We start from the raw sequence: 20,239 nt of genomic DNA, 5'->3' as shown, positions 1-20,239 counted from the left end.
CTATATAGCTTAGAAGAGGAAAAGATTTTGGATGCTAACTCCTATTCTCATTCGTGACCCTACAGGTTACATCTCAGGCCACACCGCCTTAAATTTCCCGGATAACAGGTTTACCATCCACCACTTCACCCACCAGAACTAGGTCTGTCAATCCTACAAACAAGCCGTTTTCCAACACTCCGGGAATGTTGTTGAGAGTTTTCTCCAGTTCAGCCGGGTTATCGATTCCATTCTCAAACTTCACATCCAGAATTAGATTGCCCTGATCTGTCACAACGGGACCAGACTTTTTCACAGCCATTCGGAGTTGGGGTTTTCCACCGAGCTGCTCAATTGCCTTTGATACAGGGTTCAGTGCTTTTGGCACAACTTCAACCGGCAGCAGAAAGCCCAAATTCAGCTTATTGACTAGCTTGCTGCTATCTACGATTACAATAAACTGCCTGGCAAAAGCCGCAACCAACTTCTCCTGAAAGTGAGCAGCTCCCCCACCCTTAATCAAATTCTTTTGCGGATCAACCTCGTCTGCCCCATCGATCGCAATATCGATATGATCGACTTCATTCAACGTGGTCAGGGGAATTCCATTTTCCCGCGCCAGCACTTCTCCTTGAAATGAAGTGGTAATCCCTTTAATATCCTTCAGTTCACCTGATTTGAGGCGATTGCCCAGCGACTGAATCATAAAGGCCGCTGTTGACCCCGTTCCCAAACCAACTATAGAACCCGACTGTACTCTAGCAGCAGCCGCTTCTCCAACTTGTTTCTTCATTAAGGTAGCGGTGTCTAGTTCTGCACTCATGGAACGATCCTTTTAGACGGTGAATTGTTTAGGTTATTAGTTATTAGTTGTTTAGTTTCTCTCCGTCCGTCAGTCTACTACCTCTCGGCGACCCTATGAGCCAAGCGGATGATTTTTCAGAACTGGACTATCAGTTTTACTCTGCTCTGACACCAAAAGAACGTTACCAGAAGATTCAGGAACCGGATACGTCTGAAAATGTTCGGGCACTATTGTTTTATCAGCAGGGGCAATTACTGGCGGATGATCAGCGGTATGAAGAAGCGGTTGCCAGTTTTGACCAGGCCGTTCAATTGAAGCCAGGCTATTACCGTGTCTGGCTGGCGCGAGCAAGTGCGCTGAGAAACCTGGAACGGGACGAGGAAGCCATTGAGAGTTGCGATCGCGCCCTGGCAATCCATCCCGACCGCCATGTGGTATGGCACAGGCGTGGAATTTCGCTACACAACCTGGGACGGTATGAAGAAGCCGTGGAGAACTATGATCACGCCCTGGAAATTGCTCCCGGCTTTTGCACAGCCTGGTATAACCGGGGCCTTTCCCTGGAAAAGCTTGACCGGAATGAGGAGGCGATCGCCAGCTATGACCGGATTCTGCAAATTGACCCGGAATACGCTAGAGCCTGGAGAAATCGGGGGGATGTTTTCCTGAAACTGGGTCAGCATCAGGCTGCAATCACCAGCTATTACAGGGCACTGGAACTTGGTTTCAAAGAAAGGGCTATTTGGAGGAACCTGGGTAGAGCTTTGAAGGCGATTGGCGACTATGAAGAGGCGCTAGAGAGTTACAACCGTTGGGTTCAGCTTCAGCCTGATGACTACCACGCCTGGAAAGAACAAGCCGCAATTTTGTCAGGGTTGCGGCGCTATCCAGAAGCAATCGCCAGTTATGACCGAGCCCTGGAAATTAAGCCCGATGCTCACCTTCTCTGGAGCTTACGAACCCTAACACTGGCAAAAATGGATCTTTATGAAGAAGCCCTCGATAGCTGTGACCACGCACTTACTGTGAAACCGGATGAGTTCAGCCACTGGCGAATCAAAGTTTTACTCTTAAAAGAGCTGAATCGCTACGAGGAAGAGGTTGAGAGTTGCGATCGCGCCCTGGAACTCAATCCGGATGATTCCGAACTCTGGAGCCTGCGGGCATTTGCGCTGAGAAAACTGCATCGGGATGAAAAAGCTGTCGAAAGCTACGATCAGGCCATCGCACTGGACCCCGACAACTACAAACTCCGGCACCAGCGGGGACTGGCCTTACGCAAGCTAGGCAGGACTGAGGCGGCGATCGCTGAATTGAACTATGCCCTGGAACTTCGCCCTGACTATTACCCGGCTACCCGCAGTAAACTATTTCTACTGTTAACGACTGGATGGATCTTTACCTACTTCACCGACAGAAAACCTCTGATAGAGCGGGAAAAACTGTTAACCGACCTGAGAAGGGTTCTGGATGGATTTGTTAAAACCAAACTTCCGACCCTGATAGTGCTGGCCCTCATGGTTCTCTCCGGCACTCATAGTCAGGTAGTTGCCCTTGCGATCGCAGGCGTCTTTTTACTGATCACAGTCGCCAGTGACCTGATCACAGAATCGCGCCAATAAATGAGTTAAGGCTTACGCAAACCTCGGAGGTTTTAGCCTAAAACAGCATCTCATGGCCTACATCGGACTTAAGCCTCCAAGGTTTTGAACAATGCGTAAATCCTGAGAGTGATAGGGTGGATGGGTAGATGGGGCAATCCCTGCTTGGCCACTCTGTCACTCCGTCACTCTATCACTCCCCCACCCCTCACCTTCCACCTCCACTATTACCCGTCGTGGAACTCATCCCATTCAGTCAGCAACGATTTGAAGCGGCTTATCGGATCGTGCAGATCGCGGATTTTGGTAGCGCTTCAGAATTTCCTGCTGAGTCACTCTACTGGTTTGACAGCCTCGCTTCCACTAATCAAACGGCCTGGGAACTCCTGGAACAGGGAGCCCCTGCGAGAACGGTTGTCCTTGCCCTTCAACAGACTGCGGGAAGGGGGCAATGGGGCAGGCAATGGTTTTCTCCACCGGGTGGACTATATCTTTCTGTGGTGTTGGCTCCCGATCTGCCCGTCGAACACAGCGCCCAGTTAACGCTCTGTTCAACCTGGGGAATTGCCAGGGTTTTGCGCACCATTCCAGCCAGGTTAAGTGGGGTTGATGTCCAACTTCCGGTTCAGGTGAAGTGGCTGAATGACCTGATACTGGAGGGGCGCAAGCTGGGTGGTATTTTGACTGAAACACGAATCAGCCAGGAACGCATTACAAAAGCGGTGGTCGGAGTGGGGTTAAACTGGGCAAACCCGGTGCCCGAACCAGGAATTAATTTGAAGTCCTACCTGGAACGGCAGGAAATTCCTCTTATTGAGTCGTTGGAAATGCTGGCCGCCCTCACTCTGCATGGAGTGCTGTCGGGCTATCAGCGCTGGCAGGTGGAAGGAATTGAGGCTCTACTGCCTTCCTATTTTGAATTGCTGGCTTACCGCGATCGCCCTGTTTGGCTTAGTGGGCAAATTGGGGCGATCGTCGGCATCACTTCCAGGGGCGAACTGCGAGTCCAGCTTCAACCGACTGGTACCAGCAGTTCTGAACCATTTCCAGCGACTTCTCCCACCCCACCCCCGGAAGTTTTGTTAAAGCCGGGTACAATCAGTCTTGGCTATGAGTCTCCATCACCCAAATCCGGTGGAACTTAGTAGCCTTGGTAAACGACTAAATCTCCAGTCGATTAGATTGCTTGACTTTTGAGGAGTGCCAGATGACACCAGATACTGTCTCTAAAGCGTGGAAAAGCCCAGCATTTCAGCATTTTTTCCTGGTTCAGGGGCTAAGCTTAATCGGCAGTGCTGGCCTTTTCGGCAGTGTGGCTCTGGCTCAAAATTCTTCCACCGAGATCATTTTAGAACCGGCAGGGCAGGTGGGTGAAATGGCTCCTCCAGTCGTTCCTGAAGTGATTGAAGTTGCTCCACCCTCCGCAGTTCCAGAGTTTTCTCCTGCCCCCCAACCTTCCCTGGATCGGTTAGAGGAACCAACTGTAGAGGAACCAACTGTTGTTTTACCCGGCGCAAAGGCAGGCTACGACGCTCCCACAGCTATCATTCTGTCGGAGCGCTCCAGTGGCTGCCAGACTGTGTTGAGTCACGGGCGGGCCGTTCCTGACGGCATTTGTCCACCTCCCCCGGTTGAGCGGGAAACCGTGTCCAGCCTGAGCAAGCATAACGTTTCAGCCGTGGGGGTAGGCTCGCTCAGTGTGGTCACTCCCTCCTCAAACGTTTGGGATTATTACAAACGAACAGTGCGCCCACCGGGAAGGTTAGGAAATGGCAACATTCGGCTGATCTTTCCGCTCTCAATTCCGGCTCCCATTTCTTCTATGTTTGGCTGGCGCACCCACCCCATCACTGGCGATCAACGCTTCCATTCAGGTACTGATCTGGCCGCTCCTCTGGGTACGCCTGTGCTAGCGGCCTTTGCTGGCCGAGTGGCGATCGCCGATTTTCTGGGCGGCTACGGTCTGGCCATCAATCTGGAGCACAACAAAGGCACTCAGCAAACCCTCTACGCCCACCTGTCTGAAATTTTCGTAAAGCCAGGGGAGTGGGTCAAGCAGGGGGAAGCGATCGGACGGGTCGGCAGCACTGGCAACTCCACCGGCCCCCACCTCCACTTTGAGTTCCGCCAACTCACCCCAGAAGGTTGGGTCGCAATGGACGCCGGACAACAGCTAGAATACGCCCTCGCTCAACTGGTGAAAGCTCTGTATGTGGCAGAGAAGAGAGGGGTGAAGGGTGAGAGGGTGGATGAGTGGATGGGTGGATGAATTCTGAGTTGGCTCTGGCTATTGGCTCCTGCAGTTTCCTGTCGCTTGTTGCCTGCTGCCCCAGTCCCTATCCCCCAGTCCCTATCCCCTAGAGATATCCATGCTCCGCCAAAAAAGAGGCATTCAGGCTTTCGTAATGGGTTGAAGGATCAGATCTGGGGGGCAGGGAGGCGTTCAGTCGGAGAAACTTTTCGACATATTTGCCCAGGATATCGCCCTCCAGGTTGACGGGACTGCCGGGGCGGAGATATTGCAGATTGGTTTCGGCGTAGGTATGGGGGATGACGGCAACCATGAACCAGGAACCAGATGGATCACAGTCGGCAACGGTAAGACTGATACCGTTTACGGCGATGCTGCCCTTGGGGATAAGGTAGCGGGCAACGCGTGGGTCGTCGGTGGTGAAGGTCATTTCCCAGGAGGTGGCCGTCTGGATGGCGTCTCGTAGATAACCGATGCCATCAATGTGTCCGGTGACAAAGTGGCCACCTAGCTTGCTGCCAACCCGCAGAGAGGCTTCCAGGTTGACAGGGGTTCCATGAATGCGGCTGAAGGTTGTGCGATCGCGGGTTTCCGGCGACGCCACAGCAATAAACCCCTGGGGTAGAATTTCTATCACCGTCAGACAAACACCATCTACGGCAACACTGTCTCCAATGGCTAAGTCCTGCAACATTAATCCGGACACCGCCGAGGAGCAAGTGATTTGTAATTTATCAGTTCCAAGGGGTTGAAGGGTTCCTAATCCTTGAATTATGCCTGTAAACACGATTGTTCTTAGAAAATGAATGATTTTTTGACAAAGTTGGCCTGATTTCCCTCGAATTAAGCTCTCGCAGTTAATTTAGAAGTCTTCATTTAGACTGTCCAATTTCAAGGATGATCATTTAGGATTAGGGCATAAATCAGGGCATACTTAAGTATCGAGTACCTCTGATCGTGACATGGTTGGCTTACCTGGATCCAAACTCATTTTTTCTGGGTGAAATCCATCCTGTCTCCTTAATCTAGGCTGGCTGAGAGTGGTTTCTTCAGTGAAACTCTGCTTTGCTGAATCTATGCTGGATAATAAGTACATTAGTAAGTACATCAGTATGTTAATGTTCCCTCCAGTCCCAACTCGTTCTTTTACCTTGTTTTTTCCTTTGCTTCAGGTATTCTAGGGGCTAAGACGATGATTGAAATGAGAGTCGCTGGAATTGCATTGGATGCAGCAACCCGTAGCCCAATTGTGTTGCTGAGAGATTCTACCGACCGGCGACAACTTCCGATCTACATTGGGCAAGATCAGGCAAAAGCAATTATCAATGCGCTGGAGAATCAGGTTCCTCCTCGTCCCCTCACCCACGATCTGCTAGTCAATTTGATGGAAGAGTGGGACATGACCTTAGAGCGGGTTGTGATTCACTCCTTGCAGGACAATACCTTCTACGCGTTGTTAACGGTTTCTCAGGGAGAAACGAAAAAAGAAATTGATGCCCGACCGAGTGATGCGATCGCGATCGCCCTTCGTACCAACAGTCCTATCTGGGTCATGGAAGAGGTTGTTGCCGATGCTTCAATTCCGGTGGACCGGGACGCTGACGAAGCCGAGCGTCGTGCCTTCCGCGACTTTATCTCCAACTTGCGCCCAGAAGATTTTGTTCAGCGGGGCAAATTTAGCGGCAGCGAGGAAAGCAGCAATAGTTAAGTAATTTCAGAAAAATAGGATACCCAGGTGGGATGGGCAAACAACGCCTACCCGCGTCAGGGGGGTGGGCAGGTATTATCGTAGGGTGGGAACTGTCCACCCTCTTTAATTTGCGCCATTCCATGAAGTTTCGTCGCTTTGGCAAAACCAATCTTCACCTTTCTCTATTCTCCCTGGGAACGATGCGTTGTTTGGCATCCGAAGACATTGCCTGCCAAACCGTAGAACAGGCCATCGCTCTGGGTATCAATCATCTAGAGACTGCCAGAGGATATGGCAGGAGCGAATTCTTCCTGGGGGCTGCGCTTAAATCTGGGCTGCCAGTTCCCCGATCTCAGCTTTATGTGACGACCAAAATTCCTCCCACCGCAGATGCCGCTCTGATGGCACAGGCCATTGATGAATCGCTGGAGCGTCTGGGCTTAGACTATCTGGATGGGTTGGCAATTCATGGTTTAAATACCTGGGAACACCTGGAATGGGTTAAGGCTAGCCAGGGCTGCATGAAGGCGGTTCAGGAAGCCGTTGCCGATGGGCGAGTGCGACATGTGGGATTTTCCACCCACGGCTTTCTGGAGGTGATTCTGGCAGCGATCGCAACCGATCTGTTTGAGTTCGTAAACTTACATTACACCTACTTCTTCCAGCGGAATGCTGCGGCGATTGCGCTCGCCCATCAAAAAGACATGGGCGTATTCATTATTTCTCCAGCGGATAAAGGGGGGATGCTCTATACCCCTCCCCCAACCCTGGAGTACCTGTGTCAGCCTTTTTCTCCATTAGAGCTAAATTACCGCTTTTTATTGAGCGATCCCTGGATCACAACCCTCAGTGTAGGGCCTGCCAATCCCCAGGAGCTGAAGTCACCGCTGGCATTGGCAGACCAGGATCACCCACTGACCCCAGAAGAGATAGAGGCTCTCAATCGTCTGCAAATCCATCAAATGCGTGCCTTAGCCACAGAACGCTGTAGCCAGTGTTACGCCTGTCTTCCCTGCCCAGAGGGCATTCATATTCCAGAGGTGCTGCGGCTAAGGAATTTAGCAGTTGCCTATGACATGACCCAGTTTGGACAATACCGTTACCGGATGTTTGAAAATGCTGGTCACTGGTTTCCGGGTAACAAAGCCAATCGATGTACTGATTGTGGGGAGTGTCTGCCCAAATGCCCGGAGCAGTTGAATATTCCCAACCTGCTACAAGATACCCATCAGCGGCTCAATGGCGCTCCTGGACGCAGGCTTTGGGGTTAGAGGGTGTTGGCTGTTATCTCGTTGCCAGGTTCCTGCCTGGCCATGTCGATTAGAAGTTCTCACTTCCCGTGTTGATTCAGAGAAGCAACAGCTTCGATGGCAGGGTCACGAAGCCGGAGCGTCATAACCAGAATAGACGTTCCCCAATGACGCTACTCCGTATACATAAGCGATTTGTTTCCGCTGGAAGCCTCTCAGACCTAACCTCCAACCCCTTCCTTCCAAGGGAAGGGGAGCTCTGATTCAAGTCCCTCTCCAACATGGAGAGGGGTTTAGGGAGAGGTCAAGCGATTTGTGTATACACAGTAGCTCTAATGACGAGATGCACCCGATCAGAAACGTATTCAGGATAACTTGTAGGTTTTTACTTCAAACTGATAAATTTTGACTACGAATTAAATTAATTTTTAATCTTATGTTCCTCATATTAAATTCAAGCTTAAAGTTAAATATAAGTTATCGATTGTGACACTGAAATATCCGTCCAGGGTTACTGCATCTCAGCTATCGCATCTCATCGTCAAGTGAACGGATATTGGCCTGAAAACATTTACTGTTGTTCCTGAAAGTCACGTAATGAGTATTATGCAGCCTGAGCAAGCCCAAACCTACCGCAACGTGATGGAATCCCTCGTTGTGGAAGAGGTTGAGAAGCAATTTCAAAAACTACCAGTCAAGGTTGCCAGCTACGTAAATAAGGCGGAGGTGGTTGCCTATGCATTGAATCGCCTTCCCCCCCTTTATGCCACGAGTGAACGCGGCTGGCAACAACAGCGAGACCGTGCCCGGCGAGAGATGAATGACCAGATTAAAACAGCGGTGCGGCAGGCGATCGCAGCCGTTCAGCGAGATCCTTTACGGGTAGTTACTCCCCTTAAGGTTGAAGAAGAACAGGAATCAACCGCAGCGCTGCAAGGGCTCAAGGAATTACTTGGACGGGAGGAACTTTCCTGGCGAGATCTGGTCAATGCTGTTGAAAATGCGCTCATTAAAACAGCCCGTGGAGAAATTACCTGGCGCAAACGGGTCAATGCTCCCGTCCATCGGACCGAATGGCATGACACTCGTTACCTCTTGTAGCCCTCAATCAATGCCTTCAGGAAACTGGCCCAGTCGTCTCGTCCGGGTCGGTTTAATCACAACGTTAGTCCTGGGTGTAGGAGATAGGGAGTGGGAAGGCTGGGGGCGCGCGGTCGCCCAAGATGCTCCTTCTCTTGAAACGGCAAAATCCTTTACCCTCCATCCCGACTCCGAACCTTTAGACCTCAATCACCTCAAATCTGGCAACACTCCGCCCGCAGTTGTTACCGCTACCACCATTTCCCACACGGGATTGACCATTCCCAGTCTCTGGTGGGTATGGGAGCAGTACGCTGCGCAGGAACGATACGGCAACAAGCTGATTGAAAATTGGATCGCCTACCCTGGCAATGGTAGTCAGCCCGGACGAATCGATTTTGTTGTGAACCGACAACTCTGGAGCATGATCGACTACCTCGAACGCTACACCTTCATTCATGAATTCGGCACAGTTGCCAGAAGTTACGGCTACAACATCCGTATCTTTGACAACCGGGCAAATTTCCTGGCGGCTTATACCTGCGATTTCAACCCCATAATTGGGCAACGTCAAGAGGAGTTATCCATCAATCCCTCGGTTCTGAATTACACATCAGCGAAGTATTCGTCCTTCATCCAGCCAGAAACCCCTCTTACCTGTGCCGCTCTCCTGGACTACAACGGTAAATCCAGTTTGCGAGGGCGACCTAACTTGCCTGGCGAAGGCGTTTCCACACCCGCTGGTGCTCAGTAATTGCCTGGTCCGGTAAGGGATACAGAAATTCGCTCGCTTCCAGGGTTTTCCTGTTCGGCAGGAGCAATGGGTTAGAGCGGAGCTCCAGCGGCAAACTGATTGGATTTTTTTCCAGGATGATGGGTGAAGTGGCCTTACTCAGTAAAGAGAGTTGGGTCGCAATTTCGGGCTGCCAGCAGAAGTTGATCCATTCCGACACAAGAGGGGGGATAGCAGTCGTACTTTCGGATGGGCGAACCCAGAGGTCTGCCCAGAGTGCGGTGCCAGATTTGGGGATGACTGCGGCGATCGCCTGGCTCCGCTGCATGAGCGGTAACACATCCGCTGACCAACCCACCGCCAACCAGGTGTCTCCCAGCAACAGGGGTTGCAAATAGGCATCCGAACTGTAGAGCTTAACCTGTGGCTGAAGAGCCTGCAACTTAGCCTGCAATTCAGGTACCGACTTGAGATCTGCCGTATTGTAAGACGCGCCCAGGCTTTTAAGCACTAGCCCAATCACCTCGCGGGGTTGATCAAGAAGTGAAATTTGTCTCCGCAGTTCGGGCCGCCACAGATCTTTCCAATCCTCTGGGGGTTGTAAACCTCTGTCTTTAAAGATGTCCTGCCGGTAAGCAATGACGGTGCTTCCAAATCGATAGGGGACTGCCCAAACCTGACCTTTTGGATCGGGTTGCCCCTGCTGGTTACGGGTTACCAACGTCTGCCAGGGCGCTTGGGCCAATGATTTCCAACCATTAAAATTGAATGGTTGCAGGGGCTGAATCAACCCCTGCCGAATCGCCTGGCCCAACCAGTAGTCGCCCAGTGTTACCAGATCAGGGATGGTTCGTCCCTGAGAATTACCTATAAACGGAATCCAATCCCAGAAAGAGTTAGTTGGATGTTTTTGTTGTTTCCAGGTTTGCAGCAGGGAGAACAGCGTCTGGATCTGGGGTTCCGGTGAAAAGTTGAGCGTTGCTGGATTGGAAGATTGTCTCAAGTAATTCCGAAATTCATTCAGCAGTTGAGGGGGAATCGAGCCATTGAGCATACGAATGGTCAAAACCGGACGGTTTTGTCCGGCACATCCTGCCAGCAAATTGCCTAAAGTTAGCCCTACAGAGCCAGTCAAAAAAGAGCGTCGATTCATCATCAATGGACAAGCATTTAAGCGGCAGGCAAAAGATACGTAGAAATACAAGAATTAACAGAAAGGGGGGGCTAAATTGAAATTTTTATTGAATTAGATGGGGAAAATTCTGACTTTCCTGGTCGTCGTTGACAGAATAATTTGTGCTTAAATTTCCATCTCCACTTCTATTACAAAATAATGAGCCTTACCTGCAAGCCTTTTACTGTACCACTCTGAAGTACTCCCCTTATTTAGCTGACACAACTTCTGAAAAACCTGAGAACTTGTAGGATGGTTTACGCTACTTCATCTATCCAGCGTTTGAATTAAAGCACCCACAGGCGTGATGATGGATACAAACGCATTGAATATACAAGCTACTGCGCTTCTAACCTAGTGTAACCTTTAGTTGAGAAATTGCCCGGAATAGAGGCTCTTCTGGTAAGCGATCGCCCCCAAATCAAAGGTTAAATGATTCAGAAATTCACCCCAGTTGCGAAGGGTGATATCTAGAATAATTTGAGTAGAACTCACTATTTGAAATGGGGCGCTTAATGGACAACCTACAGAAGCAAGTTAGCATCTTGAGTAACAAAGTTGATGCACTGTATCAGCTGGTTGAACAACTGAGTGGCAGAGTTTCAGAGGTTGTGTCTGAGTGCCGATTTGGGACTGAACAAATTCATCGTCTGGAAACCGGAACATCACCTGGATCTCGCGCTCAATACGGATACAGTACAGTCGATAGTTCGATGGAACACAAAGATGTTCTGATGGATTCAAATAATCTAGATGCAACCCATCAGAACGGTGAAAAGCAACTGTCGCCAGAAATTCAAATTCAGCGGCTTACAGCCCAGTTGACGGCTGCCTATAATCGCATTGCCGCCCTGGAAGAGCAACTGCTTTCTCAACGGATTCACTGAAGGCGATAAGCAACGGACAACAGACAGTAACAGACAATAAGGTGAGGGATGAGAGGCTGAAAATTAGCTCCCTAATCCCTGGCTCCCAGTCCATACTCCCTAGTCCCTACAATTTCTGACTGAGCCTCTGGTATCGCTGGGTTAATTGTTCAATTGCGTCTAAAAGTTCTGTTTGACCCCAGTTCTGATATAGATGAGCGGCGATCGCGCACCCTCCAGCCCCTACGCCTTCTTTGACATAACCCTGTTCATAAGCCCGCAACTGGCTGAACTGTGAGGATGCAAAGCTCAGTTGGGTGGCAATCAACGGCACGGTACCAATTGCTTGAGCCAGTCCTACTGTATCCCCTGTTGGATCTTCTGCTACCCAGCGAGTGGTTCCTACCACAATCTGTTCAGGTTGCCAGAGCAGTTGGTATTTCTGGGCAATCCCCCGCAGTAGGGCATACACCGCCAACATCTGAGTTCCCCCTGCTAGCAACACTCCACAGGATCGACTGGCGGCGATCGCCATGCCTGCTACAGCAATTTGCATCGGATCGCCGACGGCTGCAACAACCCGAAGTGGATCTGGGATTTGGGATGGGAGCGATTCAGTGGCGAATGGGTGACCAGCGATCGAGGTGGGATCGCTTTCTCCATGATGGAGTTTTTGGAGCCTCCCATCCTCCGCTTCCCATCCCGGTTCCTCTAGATTTGCCTGCCTCAACCCCGCTTTTACCACTTCCCACTTCTGGCGATGGTTACACGTTGGGTGGCTGCTGTTTACCTTACCCACTGCCGCAATTCCCAGTCCCGTTAAAACAGCCAGCGCTGTAGTGGTACCTCCTACCACACACTCTCCTAAAATCACGTAGCCATTGCCCACTTGAGCAGCGAGTTTTTCTCCCCATTGCAGCCCTGTTTGCAGCAAATGTTCGACGATCGACCAATCTAGTGCTTGACCCTGGCTCAGACAACGCGCTGGGGCACCTTGTAAATCGATTGCCGGGACTGCTGGAAGATGGGGTAGTCCGGCGTTGAACAGGTAAACGGGAATATGCTGAGCCTCAACGACTGCCCGTGAGATCAGTACTGGGGATGCACCTATTTCTAAAGGTGGCAGTGGATATTGGGGAACTGCCTGAGGGCCGTTATACAGGAATTCGGCATCGGCGATCGCTGTATACTGCCGATCCGCAGAGGTCGCCCCTGCCGCCGAAATTCCAGAGATCAACCCCGTCTCCGTAAAACCTAGAACACAGGCAAAAATTGGAAGCTGTCCGCGATACCGTTCTAGCCAGCGGTGTCCTTGTTCTGCCTGAGTATAGACATGGATAGGGGAATGGGAGACAGGAAGCGGAGGCTGGAGGGCAGGTTCACTCATAATCCATCAATAGTTGCACCCACTTTGGTGGCCGGGGGATGGGATTGCCTAAGCGATCAAGCAGATACCAGGCAACCAGATGCACTACAAACATATAGACAATGTTTTTGAGGAAGACCAGGATAATTACAACCAACTGAACCATCCACAAACTCGGCTGAACCACCAGCCCCAGCTTAATAAACAGCCACTCTAGCAGGTCAGTTACCTGGGTGGTGGCATAGAGCCAGAGGTCGTCCCCCAGTAGAAGCGATACCAGCCAGATACGGAAAAAGAAGCCAAAGGAGCACAGAAGCGAGCCAATTCCAATCGCCAGCCCCCATTTTGCGCCCCGTCGCCAGAGGACTCCCAACAATACCCCTAACAGCCCAAACGGCATCACATAGAGAATGCTGCGAACAGGACCCATCAACACACTCAGTAGCAGGCCAGAAACGAAGGCTCCCATCCAGGCTGCGCGGCTGTTCCAGCGGAGATAGATGAGGGCGATCGGGATTGGGAAAAAGATTTGCAGCACCGGCCCCATTGGAAAATAGTAGTTGACCAGCCAAATCAGACTCGCTGCACTGGCTAAAAAAGCGGTTTCTACCATCATCAGTGGGCTAGATGGATCGACCGTGCGGGGAGGGCGAAAGGTAGAGTTTGCCAGATGTGTTACGGGAGAACCGGCATCATCTTGGGAGAAACGCCCGTTCTCCTGTTTTTCTTCGGTTCGAATTGAACCAACACTCGATAGGGAAAGTTCTCGTTCTACTTCCTCCCAGGCAGCCTCTTCATCCAACGCTGGTGAATGGTAGGTCTTTGAATCGGTCCGGTCAGCCTGTCCGCCAGGTGGCTGGTCATGGGAGGAATCGTTCATGCAGTACTGGAAAAGGTCGCAGATCTACTCTAGATCCAAAATGCTGAATGCGAGAATTTGGTGTAAAAAAGCAAGAGAGGGAAAAATTACAGCTAGTTTCAAATGCATAAACCACTCTTTAGTCCTAGCCCCTAACCTCCAGTCCCTTAAAGAAGGTGACTAACTCAACTGAAAAAACCTATAAACCAAGGGAAGAGGGAAGCTCAAAAGTAAAACCCCAAAATTAAACTGGTCTTAAAACGGCCTGCCTCAAGCCCACTACTACCCAACGCAAGCTTTGAGGGTGCAAAACTGCCCACAGGTTAATTCCTAGACACACACTACCCAACGTCAGCAGTACGAAGGTTTGGATCGCCACAACGCCAATCACAAACCAGGTGAGGACGTGTAGCACCATAATGCCAGCACACAGACTAGCCAATCCCGCTGTTTTCCATACCCAGGACGATCGCTCCAGGACTGTCAGAATGATAGTTTGGAGCGTTGCCAGCAAGTTTACTGGCAACAACACTGCGCAAATAGCGACGCAGTGAGTGTGGGAAAATTCAAGCAAACCAGGAAATTCGATCATGCAGGCAGTACCCTAACCTGAGTGAATGCTACTACATTCAAGCGCAGTCTATTACTACATTAAACCCTCTAAAAAGTGAACCCTGACCCAGTAGCCTTCTGACCCTACCGGCCTGAAAGTCCCTGTTACGGAGTTTAGCAGAGCCAATCTGCACGAGTCGCTGGTAGATTCCACTTTGCATCTGCTTTACAGCGAAGCAAGAAACGAAACTTATGTTGCAGGGTCAGCCGACTCCAGTCACTATTAACTTGAATCACCAGGATGGGGGATCGGTGAGGATTATGCCATTTTCTAACGCCCAACCAGGTTTACTCTGCATTTCTTTGAATAAAGCTGAAGACTTAAGCAACGGCCCAAAAAACCTCAGTATTCAGAGTGATGAACAAGTTTTCTCAAATTAGTTGCTCCATAAAACCAACTTCTAAAATCGGACGCCAACACCTCCCTGAAGAGAAGCGGCTGTTCCGCCACCAATGCGATAGGCGTTAAAGGCAATGACCGCATTGCCAAACAACACCAGATTGGAATCGGGCAGGACATAATCAATTCCCGGTTGCAGCGCAAAAGCAGCCTGATTACCAACTGGCGTAGTTCTATCACCATTAAAGGGAAAGGAAGCGCCTACCCCAAGATAAACATCGGTCCGCCAATTAACAGGAAGATCATAGGAGACCGTTGGAACAAGAGCCGCCCCATTTCCAAGCAGAGCCTGAGTTCTAACAGAAATCGGCACTTTAAGAAACTTGTAACGGAAAGCAACTGTTCCCGAGACTCGACTGTCTTCTAAGGTTTCCCTTTCCCCGTTGGGTAAAGTGATACTTGCTCCACTCGTCACTCCAAAAGACATCCCAACACCAAGGTAACTGCCATAGGCTGCCTGAGCCATTGCTGCCGACGGGGTGGCCAGGGTCAACCCAGTCGCGATCGCTGCACTCCCCAGTGCAACCAATCTGCCTTGCCATAGGGGCTCCATTCGTTTTTTTGAAACCAGACTCTTAATATAGCTCATGTTCCTTCTCCTTACCACCCATGCAGCAAGAGCTCCATTCATGATTCAATTTAGCCCAATTCTTAAAAACTGAACTAATTTTTTTAGTCAAATAAACAAGCCAGTTGAAAATTCCTGATGTAGCTATAGAGCAGTTGAAGATCAGGAAGCGAGAATAGTTAAGGAGCCTGTAAGGTTCCATCTTCCTATTCCATACCCCGCCCTCACTAATCTATTCCTCACTAATCTATTAAGGTTCTTTTGATACTGGGATTCTTCCTAGGCTCGTTTTGTATCAATCCCCTAAAAAAGAGATAGAATCCGTATAAATTTTTAACTCTGTATATTTTAATACTATAAGTTTTAACTCTGTATTAAGTTTTAACTCTGTATATTTTAATACTATAAGCTCATGGCTTTCAGTTTTTGGAGTTGAGAATCGGCTCTTTTCTCACCTGGTTGGAGGATACAGCTAACTCTAAATTGAGGGACACTTGAGGAACAGGAACAGGCTCCTCGACGATCACCTGGTAGCCAGAGATACTGGATATAGATAAAAAATCTTCGGTGGTGAGTGAGGTGAAAGTTATGAATCGATGGTTTCGTTGGTTGGCTGCCCCTACGACCTGTGCGATCGCGCTGGGAACAGCAGGAATTGTTTTTTGCTCAGAATGTTGTGGCAATTACCTCAACCTCTTTACCTGTCGAGCTCCGGGGTATCTCAGGCGGCAGTCAGAAGGCCAGCAGGTGTGCTGGACAAATCTCCCCCACTCCCAACCATGTGGTTCAGGTGGCTGAAGACACCAACCTGCGAATCACTCTACAGGCAGGCGGCCAACCGTCTCTACTGATTCGTAATCCATCTGGGCAAGAGTTCTGTGTTCCAGCCGATAGTTATTCTGGTGGCAAGATTAATATCCCTGGTCGTTGGACAAAGGGGGCATACTCGATTTATGTGGGCGATCGCTCCAACGGGCAATATCCTTACACATTGTCTATTTCTCAAAACTGATGCAATGGAGCCGGGAGGCTCGAGGTAGAAGTCAGAAATCAGGAGTCAGGAGTTGGAAGATGGATGGTGTTCGAGAAACAGGGCTCTGACTCATTGAAATTTTGATTCCCTCGACCCCCTTTCCAGGATTGCAATAAAAAAATTGATAAAGCCGGAAAATGGAGATTCAGAACTCAAAACTTAAACTTTCCTCTCCATTCCTTACTCCCCAACCCTTTACCTCTCTCTCCTCACCTTCTGTGAAAGAACTTTCTCGTTAGAGAAGGGTTTTTAAATCCAAATAGGATTGCTATAAAAATTAACAACTAACAACTCAATTTAATCTTCTATTCTCCGGGCTGGCACTTCAACCGCGCTGATATCAATGGTTCCAGGAGGGGTTAAGCGATTGAAGCGTCCATTTTCTGCTTTCAAAGGTTCGCCACAACTGGGACAGCGAAACTCAGCTTTGTTCAGACTCATAAATTCGTACTGGCAAACCGGGCAGGTAGACTCAATCAGGTTTCGCTTCAACCACCACTGAAACCCAAAGAACGCAACCACGGGCGTTACCAGGATCAGGCCAATCAGGATGAGGAAGGACTTCACCAGCCAGCCCAGGCCGATAGCTCCCAGCAACCAGAGAACGGCGAAAGGCAGCAGTAGTCGGCTGATTTCAGTAAGCCCTATTTGGAAATTCTTAAAGCCATCCTGATTCACAATTGTCTCCAGTCCATCATGAATTTGAATACTTCCATCGTAATGAGAATTTACGATAACGTGACTTGGCAACTTCTCTAGTTTCTGGGAAGGTATCCCTATCTGAAGTAGATTCCATTGTCTCCCGTAGCATTTCACTTCCTGAATTTCTTAAGAAATTCCCAAGCATATAATTAAATAGCTATGCTTAACTGTTAAGCGGGGGTTCCTTACTTGCACCTCGTCCTAAACCTGGTGGCTATCACTATACCTGACTCCTCTCTTCCAGGGACGGAAATGCCTACGCAAAAAGGTGTAAACACCGATCCTGCGAATTGCTTTAACTTGCATACAATGGCGACATACAGCAGTCCTAGATCAGTTATGAGATGGAGAGGCTCTGTGAGAAAGGTTCTGCAGGAATCCTTTCTCACAATCCAAAACAATCCAAATAGGATTGCCATTGCAGTCCTGAATCCTTTATGAAAAAGGAGAGTTGTGAAAGGCTTTTCCCGATAGGAAAGTCCTTTCTTGATCCACATATAGGATTGCTATAGCAGATAAGTGTACTGGGTTTTAGACGATAGATAGCGGGCTGAGGAAGACTGTAAACTCAATCTATCGTCCTAGATGCCATTGGGTTCATTGTCTGACTTCAAACAGAGTAAGAGTGGGGGATTATGCAGCCAACCAATCCCAATCAATTTACAGAGAAAGCCTGGGAGGCGATTGTTCGTACTCCTGATATTGTGAAGCAAGCGCAACAGCAACAGATTGAATCAGAACACTTGATGAAGGCGTTGCTAGAGCAGGACGGTTTGGCAACGAGTGTATTCAATAAGCTGGGTGTGAATGTGCAACAATTGCGCGATCGCACCGATGAGTTCATCCGCAAGCAACCTAAAATATCAGGCTCAGGCAGCGCTGGCAGCAACATTTACCTGGGACGCAGCCTGGATACCCTGTTAGATAGAGCCGAGAATTATCGTAAGCGGTATGAAGACGAGTTTATTTCGGTTGAACACATGCTGCTGGGGTATGTCCAGGACGATCGCTTTGGCAAAGCGCTGTTGGCAGAATTCAGATTGGATGAAAAAAAGCTCAAGAACGCAATTGACCAGATTCGAGGAAGCCAAAAGGTGACAGACCAAAACCCAGAAGGAAAGTATGAATCGCTGGAGAAATATGGGCGTGACCTGACTCAATTTGCCCGCGAAGGCAAGCTCGACCCGGTGATTGGTCGGGACGAAGAAATTCGCCGCACGATTCAGATCCTGTCTCGCCGCACGAAGAACAACCCGGTGCTGATTGGTGAACCGGGAGTGGGAAAGACAGCGATCGCCGAAGGCCTGGCCCAGCGGATTGTCAGTGGAGATGTGCCCCAATCCTTAAAAGACCGTAAACTCATTGCCCTGGACATGGGTGCTTTGATTGCCGGTGCTAAGTATCGGGGTGAATTTGAGGAACGGCTGAAAGCGGTATTGAAGGAAGTCACCGATTCGAGAGGCAACATCATTCTGTTTATTGATGAAATTCATACCGTTGTCGGAGCCGGAGCCACCCAGGGTGCAATGGATGCGGGTAACCTCCTCAAGCCTATGCTGGCGCGGGGCGAGTTGCGCTGTATCGGCGCAACGACCCTGGATGAGTACCGCAAGTACATCGAGAAGGACGCCGCCCTAGAACGCCGATTCCAGCAGGTATATGTCGATCAGCCGAGTGTAGCAGATACCATCTCTATCTTGCGTGGTTTGAAGGAACGGTATGAAGTCCACCACGGGGTGAAAATTTCAGATAGTGCCCTGGTGGCGGCAGCGACGTTATCCAACCGTTACATTTCAGACCGTTTTTTGCCTGACAAGGCGATTGACCTGGTGGATGAAGCAGCGGCCAAGCTGAAGATGGAAATCACCTCTAAACCAGAAGAACTGGATGAGGTAGACCGTAAGATTTTGCAACTAGAAATGGAAAAACTTTCACTCCAGAAAGAAACGGATACGGCATCGCGCGATCGCCTGGAGCGCCTGGAGAAGGAACTGGCAGACCTGAAAGAAGAGCAGTCCACCCTCAATGCCCAGTGGCAGGCAGAGAAGGACAGCATCGCCAAAATTCAGACCTTGAAGGAAGAAATTGATCGCGTCAACACCGAAATTCAACAGGCAGAACGTGACTACGATCTCAACCGGGCGGCTGAATTGAAATACGGCAAGCTAACTGATCTCAACCGCCAGTTAGAGCAAGCAGAAAAAGCCCTCTCCCAAACCCAGACCAGTGGCAAATCCATGCTGCGGGAAGAAGTAACGGAGCAAGACATTGCTGAAATTATTTCCAAGTGGACCGGCATTCCCATCAGTAAGCTGGTCGAATCGGAGATGCAAAAGCTGTTGCATTTAGAAGCCGAATTGCATAAACGGGTGATTGGGCAGGATGAAGCTGTGACAGCCGTTGCTGATGCCATCCAACGCTCCCGTGCTGGATTGGCAGACCCTAACCGTCCAACTGCTAGCTTTATCTTCCTGGGGCCAACAGGGGTAGGTAAAACCGAACTGGCAAAAGCCCTAGCTGCTTACCTGTTCGACACCGAAGAGGCAATGGTGCGGATCGATATGTCAGAGTACATGGAGAAGCATGCTGTTTCTCGATTGATTGGTGCACCTCCCGGCTACGTGGGGTATGACGAAGGCGGCCAACTCACAGAAGCCATCCGTCGCCGTCCCTACGCAGTTATTCTATTTGATGAAATCGAAAAAGCCCATCCTGATGTCTTCAATATCATGCTGCAAATTCTAGATGATGGACGGGTAACCGATTCTCAAGGTCATACGGTAGATTTTAAGAACACCATCATTATCATGACCAGCAACATCGGTTCCCAATACATCCTGGATGTAGCTGGTGATGATGCGCGGTATGACGAGATGCGGGCCCGCGTGATGGAAGCAATGCGGACCAGTTTCCGGCCAGAGTTCCTGAACCGGATTGATGAAATTATCATATTCCACGGGTTACAGCGGAACGAACTGCGGCAAATTGTCAAACTTCAGGTTCAGAACCTCAGTCAGCGTCTGGCAGACCGTAAGATGTCGTTGAAGCTTTCGAATTCGGCGATCGACTTTCTAGCCGAGGTTGGCTACGATCCAGTCTATGGTGCCCGTCCGTTGAAGCGTGCTATCCAGCGAGAGTTGGAAACCCAAATCGCAAAATCAATCCTGCGTGGCGACTTCACTGATGGTGACACGATTTTCGTGGATGTGGAAAACGAACGACTGTCGTTCAAACGCTTGCCGTCTGAGCTCCTGACTGCACAATAATGGT

19 protein-coding genes are annotated in these 20,239 nt (G+C 49.9%); 10 read left to right on the top strand and 9 right to left on the bottom strand.

Features of this window, described 5'->3' with window-relative positions; genetic code table 11:
- Positions 1-88 precede the first annotated feature (88 nt).
- A complete protein-coding gene (gene rpiA / locus P4D80_RS07895) occupies positions 89-802 on the bottom strand; it encodes a ribose-5-phosphate isomerase RpiA (protein ID WP_421658472.1) in 714 nt (237 codons plus the stop codon).
- A gap of 95 nt (positions 803-897) precedes the next feature.
- Here rpiA and P4D80_RS07890 point away from each other — a divergent pair, with 95 nt between their 5' ends.
- The 3 genes from P4D80_RS07890 (at position 898) to P4D80_RS07880 (ending at position 4,654) form a co-directional block, all read left to right on the top strand.
- A complete protein-coding gene (locus tag P4D80_RS07890; RefSeq protein WP_421658471.1) occupies positions 898-2,406 on the top strand; it encodes a tetratricopeptide repeat protein in 1,509 nt (502 codons plus the stop codon).
- Positions 2,407-2,534: 128 nt separating this feature from the next.
- Positions 2,535-3,530 (top strand): biotin--[acetyl-CoA-carboxylase] ligase, encoded by a 996-nt coding sequence (locus tag P4D80_RS07885; protein ID WP_421658470.1) that lies wholly within the window; start codon positions 2,535-2,537, stop codon positions 3,528-3,530.
- Positions 3,531-3,592: 62 nt separating this feature from the next.
- Positions 3,593-4,654, top strand: coding sequence for a M23 family metallopeptidase (locus P4D80_RS07880; protein WP_421658469.1), 1,062 nt, complete (start codon positions 3,593-3,595; stop codon positions 4,652-4,654).
- A gap of 88 nt (positions 4,655-4,742) precedes the next feature.
- On the opposite strand, the gene ribE is transcribed toward P4D80_RS07880, so the two are convergent.
- A complete protein-coding gene (ribE, locus tag P4D80_RS07875) occupies positions 4,743-5,423 on the bottom strand; it encodes a riboflavin synthase (protein ID WP_421658468.1) in 681 nt (226 codons plus the stop codon).
- 405 nt (positions 5,424-5,828) lie between these two features.
- Between ribE and P4D80_RS07870 the strand changes: the two genes are divergently transcribed.
- The 4 genes from P4D80_RS07870 to P4D80_RS07855 all read left to right on the top strand — a co-directional run bounded on the left by P4D80_RS07870 (position 5,829) and on the right by P4D80_RS07855 (position 9,410).
- Positions 5,829-6,344, top strand: coding sequence for a bifunctional nuclease family protein (locus tag P4D80_RS07870; RefSeq protein WP_421658467.1), 516 nt, complete (start codon positions 5,829-5,831; stop codon positions 6,342-6,344).
- 32 nt (positions 6,345-6,376) lie between these two features.
- Entirely contained in the window at positions 6,377-7,597 is a 1,221-nt protein-coding gene (locus P4D80_RS07865) for an aldo/keto reductase (RefSeq protein WP_421658466.1), read from the top strand.
- Positions 7,598-8,182: 585 nt separating this feature from the next.
- On the top strand, positions 8,183-8,677 hold the full coding sequence (locus tag P4D80_RS07860; RefSeq protein WP_421658464.1) for a late competence development ComFB family protein: 495 nt from the start codon (positions 8,183-8,185) through the stop codon (positions 8,675-8,677).
- Between the two features lie 10 nt (positions 8,678-8,687).
- Positions 8,688-9,410 carry a hypothetical protein gene (locus tag P4D80_RS07855; RefSeq protein WP_421658463.1) on the top strand — a complete coding sequence of 241 codons (723 nt, stop codon included), beginning with the start codon at positions 8,688-8,690 and terminating at the stop codon, positions 9,408-9,410.
- Here P4D80_RS07855 and P4D80_RS07850 read toward each other — a convergent pair.
- Both P4D80_RS07850 and P4D80_RS07845 read right to left on the bottom strand, forming a co-directional pair.
- The gene (locus P4D80_RS07850) at positions 9,364-10,545 is read right to left on the bottom strand and encodes a substrate-binding domain-containing protein (protein WP_421658462.1); all 1,182 of its coding nucleotides are present in this window, start codon (positions 10,543-10,545) and stop codon (positions 9,364-9,366) included. The genes P4D80_RS07855 and P4D80_RS07850 overlap by 47 nt on opposite strands.
- A 384-nt stretch (positions 10,546-10,929) precedes the next feature.
- Positions 10,930-11,058 (bottom strand): hypothetical protein, encoded by a 129-nt coding sequence (locus P4D80_RS07845; RefSeq protein ID WP_421658461.1) that lies wholly within the window; start codon positions 11,056-11,058, stop codon positions 10,930-10,932.
- Between the two features lie 20 nt (positions 11,059-11,078).
- Between P4D80_RS07845 and P4D80_RS07840 the strand changes: the two genes are divergently transcribed.
- On the top strand, positions 11,079-11,450 hold the full coding sequence (locus tag P4D80_RS07840; protein WP_421658460.1) for a hypothetical protein: 372 nt from the start codon (positions 11,079-11,081) through the stop codon (positions 11,448-11,450).
- Positions 11,451-11,556: 106 nt separating this feature from the next.
- Here the strand turns inward: P4D80_RS07840 and P4D80_RS07835 are convergent, their stop codons facing one another.
- From P4D80_RS07835 to P4D80_RS07820, 4 genes are all read right to left on the bottom strand, one after another.
- Positions 11,557-12,816 (bottom strand): nicotinate-nucleotide--dimethylbenzimidazole phosphoribosyltransferase, encoded by a 1,260-nt coding sequence (locus P4D80_RS07835; RefSeq protein WP_421658459.1) that lies wholly within the window; start codon positions 12,814-12,816, stop codon positions 11,557-11,559.
- Complete coding sequence (locus P4D80_RS07830; protein WP_421658457.1) at positions 12,809-13,675, bottom strand: DUF2232 domain-containing protein; 867 nt, start codon at positions 13,673-13,675, stop codon at positions 12,809-12,811. Before P4D80_RS07830 ends, P4D80_RS07835 begins: the two co-directional genes overlap by 8 nt.
- A 223-nt stretch (positions 13,676-13,898) precedes the next feature.
- On the bottom strand, positions 13,899-14,246 hold the full coding sequence (locus P4D80_RS07825; RefSeq protein WP_421658456.1) for a hypothetical protein: 348 nt from the start codon (positions 14,244-14,246) through the stop codon (positions 13,899-13,901).
- Between the two features lie 421 nt (positions 14,247-14,667).
- Complete coding sequence (locus P4D80_RS07820; protein ID WP_421658455.1) at positions 14,668-15,255, bottom strand: hypothetical protein; 588 nt, start codon at positions 15,253-15,255, stop codon at positions 14,668-14,670.
- A 607-nt stretch (positions 15,256-15,862) separates the two neighbouring features.
- Between P4D80_RS07820 and P4D80_RS07815 the strand changes: the two genes are divergently transcribed.
- Complete coding sequence (locus P4D80_RS07815; protein WP_421658454.1) at positions 15,863-16,246, top strand: hypothetical protein; 384 nt, start codon at positions 15,863-15,865, stop codon at positions 16,244-16,246.
- A 318-nt stretch (positions 16,247-16,564) separates the two neighbouring features.
- Here P4D80_RS07815 and P4D80_RS07810 read toward each other — a convergent pair whose 3' ends face one another.
- The gene (locus P4D80_RS07810; protein WP_421658452.1) at positions 16,565-17,017 is read right to left on the bottom strand and encodes a hypothetical protein; all 453 of its coding nucleotides are present in this window, start codon (positions 17,015-17,017) and stop codon (positions 16,565-16,567) included.
- A gap of 587 nt (positions 17,018-17,604) precedes the next feature.
- Here P4D80_RS07810 and clpB point away from each other — a divergent pair.
- The gene (gene clpB / locus P4D80_RS07805) at positions 17,605-20,235 is read left to right on the top strand and encodes an ATP-dependent chaperone ClpB (RefSeq protein ID WP_421658451.1); all 2,631 of its coding nucleotides are present in this window, start codon (positions 17,605-17,607) and stop codon (positions 20,233-20,235) included.
- The last annotated feature ends 4 nt before the right edge of the window (positions 20,236-20,239 follow it).

Origin of the sequence: Leptothermofonsia sp. ETS-13 (assembly GCF_049200465.1) — a bacterium.
Taxonomy (GTDB): domain Bacteria; phylum Cyanobacteriota; class Cyanobacteriia; order Leptolyngbyales; family Leptolyngbyaceae; genus Leptothermofonsia.
The sequence above is the reverse complement of the archived record's forward strand: the minus strand, read 5'-3'. Positions and strand labels throughout refer to the sequence as shown.

Bases quoted from the DNA above. Each gene is read 5' to 3' on its own strand.
- clpB (WP_421658451.1), top strand. From the start codon at position 17,605: ATGCAGCCAACCAATCCCAATCAATTTACAGAGAAAGCCTGGGAGGCG.
- P4D80_RS07865 (WP_421658466.1), top strand. From the start codon at position 6,377: ATGGGCAAACAACGCCTACCCGCGTCAGGGGGGTGGGCAGGTATTATC.
- P4D80_RS07880 (WP_421658469.1), top strand. From the start codon at position 3,593: ATGACACCAGATACTGTCTCTAAAGCGTGGAAAAGCCCAGCATTTCAG.
- P4D80_RS07835 (WP_421658459.1), bottom strand. From the start codon at position 12,816: ATGAGTGAACCTGCCCTCCAGCCTCCGCTTCCTGTCTCCCATTCCCCT.
- P4D80_RS07870 (WP_421658467.1), top strand. From the start codon at position 5,829: ATGATTGAAATGAGAGTCGCTGGAATTGCATTGGATGCAGCAACCCGT.
- P4D80_RS07890 (WP_421658471.1), top strand. From the start codon at position 898: ATGAGCCAAGCGGATGATTTTTCAGAACTGGACTATCAGTTTTACTCT.
- P4D80_RS07850 (WP_421658462.1), bottom strand. From the start codon at position 10,545: ATGATGAATCGACGCTCTTTTTTGACTGGCTCTGTAGGGCTAACTTTA.
- P4D80_RS07860 (WP_421658464.1), top strand. From the start codon at position 8,183: ATGCAGCCTGAGCAAGCCCAAACCTACCGCAACGTGATGGAATCCCTC.
- P4D80_RS07820 (WP_421658455.1), bottom strand. From the start codon at position 15,255: ATGAGCTATATTAAGAGTCTGGTTTCAAAAAAACGAATGGAGCCCCTA.
- rpiA (WP_421658472.1), bottom strand. From the start codon at position 802: ATGAGTGCAGAACTAGACACCGCTACCTTAATGAAGAAACAAGTTGGA.
- P4D80_RS07830 (WP_421658457.1), bottom strand. From the start codon at position 13,675: ATGAACGATTCCTCCCATGACCAGCCACCTGGCGGACAGGCTGACCGG.
- P4D80_RS07840 (WP_421658460.1), top strand. From the start codon at position 11,079: ATGGACAACCTACAGAAGCAAGTTAGCATCTTGAGTAACAAAGTTGAT.
- P4D80_RS07885 (WP_421658470.1), top strand. From the start codon at position 2,535: ATGGGGCAATCCCTGCTTGGCCACTCTGTCACTCCGTCACTCTATCAC.
- P4D80_RS07825 (WP_421658456.1), bottom strand. From the start codon at position 14,246: ATGATCGAATTTCCTGGTTTGCTTGAATTTTCCCACACTCACTGCGTC.
- P4D80_RS07855 (WP_421658463.1), top strand. From the start codon at position 8,688: ATGCCTTCAGGAAACTGGCCCAGTCGTCTCGTCCGGGTCGGTTTAATC.